The organism is Arsenophonus endosymbiont of Apis mellifera (assembly GCF_903968575.1).
Lineage (GTDB): Bacteria > Pseudomonadota > Gammaproteobacteria > Enterobacterales > Enterobacteriaceae > Arsenophonus > Arsenophonus apicola.
The window spans coordinates 122,900-133,166 of record NZ_CAJCFU010000029.1; the positions used below are offsets into that span (position 1 = coordinate 122,900).

General features: G+C 37.2%; 3 protein-coding genes. All 3 read left to right on the forward strand.

What is annotated here, in order from left to right:
* The first annotated feature begins 674 nt into the window (after window positions 1-674).
* The 3 genes from H1X92_RS02995 to H1X92_RS03005 all read left to right on the forward strand — a co-directional run bounded on the left by H1X92_RS02995 (window position 675) and on the right by H1X92_RS03005 (window position 10,020).
* Window positions 675-2,123 carry an SH3 domain-containing protein gene (locus tag H1X92_RS02995; RefSeq protein ID WP_180558778.1) on the forward strand — a complete coding sequence of 483 codons (1,449 nt, stop codon included), beginning with the start codon at window positions 675-677 and terminating at the stop codon, window positions 2,121-2,123.
* Between the two features lie 250 nt (window positions 2,124-2,373).
* Window positions 2,374-9,843: a TcdA/TcdB pore-forming domain-containing protein gene (locus H1X92_RS03000; RefSeq protein WP_180558779.1), complete on the forward strand. Its 7,470-nt coding sequence runs from the start codon at window positions 2,374-2,376 to the stop codon at window positions 9,841-9,843.
* Between the two features lie 24 nt (window positions 9,844-9,867).
* Window positions 9,868-10,020 (forward strand): hypothetical protein, encoded by a 153-nt coding sequence (locus tag H1X92_RS03005; protein WP_180558780.1) that lies wholly within the window; start codon window positions 9,868-9,870, stop codon window positions 10,018-10,020.
* The last annotated feature ends 247 nt before the right edge of the window (window positions 10,021-10,267 follow it).

A 10,267-nucleotide genomic window follows, 5' to 3' on the forward strand; every position in this document is an offset into this window, starting at 1 on the left:
TAATGTCCTATTGTTAATATAGTATTTTATTTACTTACGCTGGATATTCTTGTAAATAATAACCAAATTAATTTAAATCATTTGTTAACATTATGTGTAATTATATTTATTTTTTTATTAAATATAATTGGTGATATAATTGTAAATATTGCTGGTGAAAGATATTGCTAGACAATTTTCAGCTACTATTTTATCTATTGTTTTTTATTTTACCTATTATATCAAACTTCAAAATAGCAAATAATAGAATTAAAACCTGTTTTAATATGACAATAATTTAGTATGAAATTAATAAGTTATTTCCATGTTCAATATTCAATTATAAAAAAATAGATAAATGGTTATTTTTATCATTATCAATAATATGGGTATTAAAAATAAAATGATTTTACTATTTTTATAGTTAATGAAATTGTCCATTTTAATGCATTAAAAATGGATAATAAATATAAAAACTATCTTTTTTAATCGATTAACCATAAATACGATAAATTGTTCATTATCAGTAACCGACTAAATATTTTAAATTTACGATTTATTTGTTTTCATTATTTATAATAAATAGTGTAATATAATTTAAACAGTCATTTTAATTAAGCTTAATATTAAAATTTAAATAAGTTAGCATGACATGGATATAGTAAAAAGTAGTAAATCTCGAGGAGCTGGCATTAATGAAAAAGATTATTAGCTTTAGCATTCTGTTATTACTGATTGGTTGTGGTAATAAAACACCGCCTACATCGCCATCATTTAGTAATAAGCAAGATATTATCTTTATTGATCAAACCAAAAAACTTTTTCCAATTGCTAATTATCCCCAAAATAGCGCTCGCTGGATCCCGCCTCATGAACCGGGTTACCGACAACCATTTTTAACTGAAATACAACAAAAAGAGGCGTTCGATAACCTGTTAGCGCGCTATTTTGGGGAACAATCACCCTGGAATGGTAATTACATTCAGTCAGTTTTACAGGATGCACAGGATGTATCGGATGTAAAAAATGCGAAAAGAAATTTATCCCATTTTGCAGAAAAGTTTACTGCGCCTAATGTGAGTCACTATGGCGAAAATTTTCGCTTACTAGATGCTAACTGGAAAGCAAAAATGCAATATCGGGTATCCGTGCCGATAGCTGAGCATTTTACTGTTGCTGACCGAGGGATCACTTTGCGTGAAACCGCGGTAAGATTCCTACCAACGGCTTATCCTGCTTTTGAAGATCCGCGTGAAGCCGGTCAAGGTTATCCTTTCGATATGCTGCAAAACTCAGCCCTTCATCCAGCTGAACCGGTTTACATTGCGGCAGTAACAGCAGATAAATCTTGGAGTTTCATTATTTCATCAACGGTCATGGGATGGGTGGATAGCTCACATATTGCTAAAGCAAATAATCATTTTATCCAGCAGTGGACAGCCATGGCGAACAAAAAGCTGGCTGCGGTTATTAATGATAATGCCAGTTTTACTGATGAACAGGGCATTTTTAGATTTACCGCCCGTACGGGCACATTATTGCCATTAAAATTGATTAAAGGTAAAGCAAAGATTGTATTACCAGTATCGGATGGCAATGGTTATGCTGTTATTCGTTATGCACCACAGTTTGAACAACAAGTGCGTCAGGTACCTATCTTACCGACCGCCGAAAATATGGCACATATCATCCAATATATGCAAGGCAAGGATTATGGCTGGGGAAGTCTTTATGGTTTTAATGACTGTTCGGCGGAAGTGAGAAATCTTATGTTGCCTTTTGGTATTTTTCTGCCAAGAAATTCACTACCCCAATCGTTAATTGGTAAGCGAATTGACCTGAGCGATTATTCAACCAATGAACGGATTGCTTATTTGATGAAATATGGCCAGCCATTTAAAACATTAATCTATATACAAGGTCATATTATGTTGTATGTTGGTAACTCAAATTGGCAGGGGCGTCCTGTACCGATAATCTACCATAATGTATGGGGATTGAGACCCGCAGCGCCACCGAGTCGCAGTATTATTGGCCAGTCCGTTTTTCTGCCGCTGTTGGCTCAATATCCTGATGCACCAGAACTTGAATCACTGGCAAGCAAGCCGCTATTTATTATTAGCTATCTCGATCAAGCAGAGTGATGATGATTTGATAAATTTTTCCCTCGCCCCCTTTTATTAACGCAATGCAACTGCCAGTGGCAAATTAACAATCTTGCGGCTGGCAACAATTCTCTATTTGTTCATCCAGATGTTTGCTAACGCTTACTATTTTCTAGCAATCATTTATGTAATATTTGATGCAGTTAACATTCTTGAATAGCTCAATTGTTAAATTTTGCTAAATTAATAAGTCATTTTTAACAATTTACTTATCTTAGGATGGTGCATAATGGATCTATCACCTGCTTTATGGAGTCTAATCGCTCAATGGCGTGATTGGGCATCAGAACCAAATATTGATCCATCGGAACAGAGAGAGACTGCATTAAACAGAGTTTTTGACTGTATCATTAAAAAAGATCCACATCTTGATTTATCCCACTTGTCTTTAACTTCGTTGCCTACCTTACCAGAATGGTTAATAACATTAGATATTCATAATAATCAGTTAACCACACTGGCCGCTAATTTGCCCAAAACATTAACTCATTTGGATGCAGGTAAAAATCAATTAACTAGCTTGCCTGAGCATCTACCTGAAACATTAATAGAAATAAGGGTTGATCATAATAAGTTAACTAGGCTACCTGATAATCTGCCAAAAAACTTATCTATGTTAAATGCTGATCATAATCGATTAAGTAGTTTGCCTGAGCATCTGCCTGACGGATTATCAGTATTAGATGTTAGTGATAACCAATTGACGACTATACCTCATAATTTACCCCTATCATTAACCATTTTGTCTGTTAATAAAAATAACCTCGAAAGTTTGTCTGATAATCTACCAAATAACCTATTTTATCTTGATGCCAGCGACAATCCATTGACTGCTTTACCTAATAAATTACCATTTAAGCTAGAAAAATTAATGGTTAATAACGCATTTTTGACCGCATTACCAAATACTTTGCCTGACGAGTTATACCATCTAAGTGTCAGCAACAATCAAATAACCGCGCTGCCCACTAAACTTCCGCCTAAGTTACAAGCACTGACAATCGATATCAATCAGTTAAGCGTATTACCCAATCAACTGCCAGCACTATTAAGAATGCTGAATGTAGCATCTAATAAATTAACAAGCTTACCGCAAGTCTTGCCCGTAGATTTAATTGTGCTGGATGTTAGTCATAACCAATTAAAAGCACTGCCTAAAATTTTACCAAACAACTTACTTACCTTACTCGCTAATGATAATCAACTGGCCTCGCTACCATTTTTACCACGAGATTTAAATATTGTTAAAGTTTATGGTAATCAGTTAAAAAATATACCCGATCAACTACCACCTTGGTTAACAGTATTAGATATTGGTGATAACCAATTAACGGCCATTCAAGGCGCTTTACCGGATGAATTAAAACTGTTAAATGTTAGTCGAAATCAGCTAAAAAAATTGCCTGACCATTTACCAGATTCTTTAGTAGAAATTGATGCGAGTTATAATGAACTAGTTTCACTACCTGATAAATTGTCTGCTGCATTAAACCGCTTATTGATTGCCGGCAATCAATTAACTTGGCTAGGCAGGAATTTGCCGCGCGGGCTCACCCAATTAGATGTTAAGCGCAATCAACTAAAGGCGTTACCCGAGGACTTGCCAGATGGCATCACTGAATTAGATGTTAGCCACAATCAATTAAGGGTATTTCCTGATCATATACCCACATCACTAGAAATTTTGGATGCCAGCTATAACAAATTTGTAAGCTTGCCTGCTCATTTACCGCCAAGCTTACAATATCTTGTTGCTCACCATAACCAACTCAATTTGCTGCCTGATCCATTACCTTTTAACCTTAACATTCTGATTGTTAATAATAATGAATTAACTCAATTGCCGGAAGTTATGCCTGTTTTTTTACAGCAGATCGTGGTACATAATAATCAATTAACTGAATTGCCGCATTTTTTTGAAAATTTATCCTATCTTGATGCAAGTTATAACCGGTTAACTGAGTTTCCTGCACATTTGCCTACTGATGTGGTGACTCTTATTCTGCATAATAATCAGTTACCAGCTTTACCTGCTCATTTATTCCAAGATCTGATTTTTTTTGATGTACATAATAATCAGATCACTAGCTTACCTGACCATCTGCCTTTACTGTTGCAGTACAGTGACTTTAGTGGTAACCCATTGGACTCAATACCTACTCGTTTTCCATTGCAACTCCAACAATCGCGTGACGACGAGCATAGTATAGATATTTCAGAGGAGGAGTTACTTCATTGGGCACATGATAAATATATTAGTGCTGATGAATATCACGGCAGAAATATTGCAGTAAAAAGAATAAACGCTTGCATTAATGATAATAATAGTAAGTCACTTGATTTATCCGGTTTACATTTAACCCGTTTACCGGCTCATTTGCCTGCAAGCATTACCGAACTTAGAATCAACAACAATCAACTGTCGGTTTTGCCGACTAGCTTGCCAGCGAATCTAAAATATTTATATGCGGCAGATAATCAGTTAAATGCTTTACCGGGCAATCTGCCTAATTCCTTAATTTATCTTGATGTTAGTGGCAATAAACTGACGGCTTTGCCGAATACGTTGCCTATTATGTTACAACATTTAGATGGTCATAATAATTTATTGACCTATTTGCCAACTAATCTACCCAATATTTTAATTACCTTGGATGTTAGTCATAATCAACTGATATCCCTGCCAAATAATTTATCAAATAAATTAAAGAAACTCGATATTAGTGATAATCAATTAACAGCCTTACCTGACAGTCTGCCTAATCAATTAGGGCATCTTAATGTCAGTTATAATCAATTGGGAATAATGCCAGGAAGCTTGTCTAATAAATTAAAATACTTAGATGTTAGTCATAACAGATTGACCACTTTATCTAATCATCTATCTGACAAACTAAGATACCTTAATGTTAGTGATAATGAGCTAACGGTTTTGCCGCCTAATCTGCCGGCTAAATTAAAATATTTGAATGTTAACAGTAATCAGTTGAAAGAATTACCCGCTCACTTCCCTAATAAACTACTTTTTCTTGATATTGATAACAATCCGCTCACTAGTGATCATGCCGCTATTTCCATTGCGGCTATTGAAAGCAAGCAGACTGCACAATTATCTAAGTTATTCAGGCCTATATATGAATTAATTCCAGAATGGTTCAAATGGTTAGATCAAGCCCCCACAAAGGAAGCCAATGCTAGAGAAATTGCCGTTCATCGAATGATTGATTGTCTTTGTTTGCAAGAACGATCACTTGATTTATCCAACTTAAATCTTACTAGCCTTCCCGCTCATGTACCTTACAATCTGATATCATTAAATGTTAACGATAACCAACTTGCAGTGTTACCGGCGGAACTCCCATCCACTATCCAAAAGCTTTATGCTTCTAATAATCAGTTAACTTCTCTGCCTGTTAACCTACCTGAAAGGTTAATACTATTGGATGTTAACCATAACCAGTTAATGGCGTTAGGCAATAATTTGCCAACCACGTTGCTCGGTATAGATATTAGTAACAATCAATTGATTCGATTACCGAATAATTTACCAGCTGGTTTACTATTACTGAATGCCAATAATAACCAATTAACCTTCTTACCTGATAGCCTGCCGGCCAGTTTAACGCATCTGTTCGTGGGTAATAATGAATTAAAAACGTTAACTAACTATTTGCCAAATTCATTAATCAGGATTGATGTCAGTAATAATCAACTTACAGCCTTGCCTGATCATATTCCTGATAAATTAATAAAATTTAACTTTACGAAAAATCAACTCAGTGCTGAGTCGATATATCTGCCTATTAACCTTCGCTTGACTGATTCTAGTCGGGATTATGCTAGCTTGAACTTTGATCGTAAGGTATCAGATTGGCAACTGCCAGCAGTGAGTTTTCAGCATGAAGGTGAAAGCAGTCGTTTCGATGGCCAATTAATTATCCAACTGGAAGATGATCTACTAGTGAGAGAGGCGGCGAGTAAATTATTTAAAAAACATCCGCAAATATCGGTTTTAGTGCAACTGGATAGTGAGGGAAATAGTTTTAAGGTGCATGGCAATATCGAGCATTTGCGGCAGCAAACTAAGCAGCACTGGCAGTTAGTTGGCCATGGCCGTAGCCTGCCTGATGGAGAATATGTCAGCCTGGCCTGGCGTGAGGCTAAATCGCTGGCACAGCAATTAAAACAATTGGCGATAGATTTGCAGATAACTATTTCGCCCAAACATATCAATCTGGTGGGTTGTTCGTTGGCAGACGATCAGCAGCAAATCAGTTATGTCAAACAATTTGCTGTAGCCTTAGATGAAACGATTCGACCCTATTCTGTCTCTGCTTATTCGTCTAAGCTGATGGTCAATAATGAGGGCAGAAAACGATTGATAGAAACGGGTAATAAAACCACGCTGTTTTTTAATAATGAGAAAAATGACTGGCATATAGAGAAGGTGGCCGGTAAAACCGTTAATAACCTGGCAAAATCAGCGATTGAACCCGCGACCTTAGGTGCTCCTGCCAGGCTGGAGTCTATCTCTTATAAATTAATGTCTTTCATTAAGCAGGCTGAACAATTTCAGTCGATTATGAGTCAGTTTTATCATTATCATCGCTTGTCGCTACAAAAGTGGGTACCGCTTTTTACTAGTTTAAGCAAAAGTAAAATGCAGCCGGGCAGTTATGATTTACATTTTATTCATAATGAGACCCATCAATTGAAGAAATTAATTACTAATAATAAACATATTATTGATTTTATTAATAAATTTAATCAATATTTGGAAATGATTATTAAAGTTTATTATTACAACGGTAAAACATTAGTTTTGCGGGGTAATATGACAGATGTTGATAGTGTGCATGGATTAAATGCCGCTTTCCTGCTCAAAGAATTGATCCCCTGGTTTGCCAATAAACATCGGCTTGGTGTGATGGATAATGAGTTATCAGAAACCCTCAGTATGGCACTGAATATACACACTTATCTCAATTTGACACAAATAGTGCACGGGACAGTGGAAGATACATTAAGGTTGGTTAATTTATATCAAATGGCTGCCTACCAGGGGCAGCAGGCAACAAAAGGATTATTGAGCCCGTTGTTTTATGGCAGCTACGTTTTAGCAGGTGTCTTTAATATTGCCAGTATTGTTTTGGATAGTATTGAATTAGCGCATGCGCAAAATGATCTGCAACGAGTGGTTTTTAGTGCTCAGTTAGGGGTTGATATTACTAATTTAGTGGTTGTTGGCATAGGAATAGGGGCTAGCATGCTAGGGGCAACCACAGTTGCTACTTTTACTGGTGCGTTAGCTGTCCCATTAGCAGGGGTAGGGATCGGCGTCACTGCGTTGGCTGAAGCGTTTGGTAAGGTAACCCATAGTGTTCAGATAGTCGGCAACTATTTTGCCGATATCGATTTGGCTTATCAAGATGGTGGCTATCGGCGGATAACGAAAAAAATCACTGACAGTGATGCGGTTATCACAATTATGCAGCCGATTCCAGGCGCCGTCATTACTGAACTGGACTTACGACACAATACACTGACTTATGATAGCCAATATCTTTATCGTAATGATCCTACTTATTCCAGCGGATCAGGCCACAGTAATTATTTCTTGTTCTGGCCCAATCGAGGCGTAAATCGAGATAAAAGCCAGGCGATCAATATTCGACAGGGATTGGGCTATCAAAGTAGTCAATCCAACTTTAAGTCAGGTGATGATGTTCTGATCCTGCCAGGTACGCCGATTACCTACCTAGATTATGCCTATATGATCTTACCTTTTGTCACCACACGTGATGATAGAGGTTTTGCTCTATTAAGAAAACTGGAAGAAGACGGTCGGTTTGATTTCGATTTTTATGCTTTTCCCGGTGAACGGGCAATCTATCGGATTATACCCAATTATGTGGCAACCCCGATTAAAGTGATTTTAGACGATCGCGATCGGAACTTGGTGCTACCTACATTACCGGTCGAGTTTCAGCATTATATTAGTTATCAGTTGATTGGTGGTGAAGGAGAATATCGGATTAGCTTAGCGAGAGGCGTGTCAATAACCTTACAATCAAATCATGCCAATACGCGTTGGCTATTGGATGCACGTTATCTTGAGTTGGGCACTAATATGCAGGTTAGCGAAGAGGGTAACTATCTCTATATAGATAATGTTATTGTCACGTTACCAAAAAATGCCAGTCGGATTACGGTGATAAATAAACAGGGAACCTTCGTCTTTGATGAAAATAGTCAGCAAATGCATATCATTCATATGGATGCGATGCATTTCAATAATAGTGATTCACTGGATGAATATCTAAAAATGTTAGCCAATATTCAGGATCATCCAACTCCATTTGTCATCATCGATCACTATCAACCAGATAATGCTGTTGGACATGTCGGCAGAGCTTATTATGAAACCGCCCGTAGCCGTATGATTTATACCAATCGGCCAGATGCAGCGGAATTTCTCAGTCAAGCGATGTTAGCCAAAGTTGACGGTGATAAAGCCTGGTTTTATCGCGATACCGCTATTTGGCAGGTAGAAATTAGTACGGGGCAGTTATTGCGGCAATATCTGCCATTTAGTTTTCCTGTGGTAAATGATGCCGCTATTCGTAGCTATACGATTCAGGGAAATGGTCAATTGCTGTTTGTGATTGAGCAAAATGGCATGCGTTGTGTTTATACCGTTGAGGATAGTGCGCTGAATTTGGTTGCGATTAATGGTAGTAAAGCTCTGTTAAACCTGTTAAATCGGCTCAAACAGCTGGTAGATTTTGTTGGCCAAAATAAAAAACCAGAGTTGTTGTTATCTGAACATAATCAATTTGGTGCCTCTCCAAGCTTTGATATGCATCACTTAGATAAGCTTGCTTCATCAGCCGCTTTTATTCCCAGCCAACTGGCAAAAATAGTCTATTTATCGGGTTATAATGGCGGGCAAGAGCAGCATTATTGGTTAATAACTGAGGGTAAGAATGCAAACAAGATGATCCGTTTAAACTTAGTCGCTCAATCAAAGAGTGATGAGCTACCCCATGGCGATGAGGTGATTGCCAACCAAGCGCACTCGTCAACATCGCTGTCAGAATTTATTCTTGTGGCAACCACGACAGGGGAGTCAACCGGTTATTATTTTTATAATCCACAAACACATGCTCTCTATTTTCAACCAGATAATGGTTTGTCCAATAGCCAGGCGCAATTGGTTGCGAGTAATATTCGATCACTTTTTCCCATTAATAATAAATTATTTTGTCAGCGAGAAGATGGGATATTTAGTTTATTGGATAACCAGGGGAAAAATATCTTAATTGGGATTTCTCAGGATTGGTTACGTAAGCATAATGACAATGTTATATTAGATTTGCATAAACTGATTAATGGGATGCCAGATTCAGCTGATTACATCATGTTGCAGGGTTTACAGGATCGAGATGGAAATCCGATAAGAGGTTGGTATGATAGTAAAGCCGGTCGAATAGTACAAGCGGGAAGTAGTTTAGATGCTAATCATGATCTGGTTTATTTAGGTCTATCAGAAGATCGGCAGGAAGCATTGATTTATGATAATGACGAACAGCAGCAATATCGTTTTTTGCAACCCGCCAACGTCACATTGACGCCGACAGAAAATGGACTTTTGATCTCAGATATTCCGACAGATCCTTTATGGGCCGCTTTTGCTTAGTGGTCTTTCCGGATAATCGTTATTTTGTTGTTAAGACCGGCAGCGCCACTGGGTCGCAGTATTATTGGCCAATCAGTTTTTCTGCGGCTCTTGGCACAATATCCTGATGCATTAGAACTTGAATCACTGGCAAGCAAGCCGCTATTTATTATTAGTTATCTTGCTCAAGCGGAGTGATGATATGATAATTTTTTAATGCACTCTTCTATGCGCGCAATGCAACTGCCAGTGACAAATTAATAATCTTGTGGCTAGCAACAATTCGCTTTTTATTCATTCCATTTTTTGCCAACACTTGCCATTTTCTATCAATCATTTTATGCAATATTTGATGCAGTTAACATTCTTGAATAGTTCAATTGTTAAATTTTGCTAAATTAATAAGTTGTTTTTAACAATTTACGTGCATTTGGATGGCAAAATT

Bases quoted from the DNA above. Each gene is read 5' to 3' on its own strand.
- H1X92_RS02995 (WP_180558778.1), top strand. From the start codon at position 675: ATGAAAAAGATTATTAGCTTTAGCATTCTGTTATTACTGATTGGTTGT.
- H1X92_RS03000 (WP_180558779.1), top strand. From the start codon at position 2,374: ATGGATCTATCACCTGCTTTATGGAGTCTAATCGCTCAATGGCGTGAT.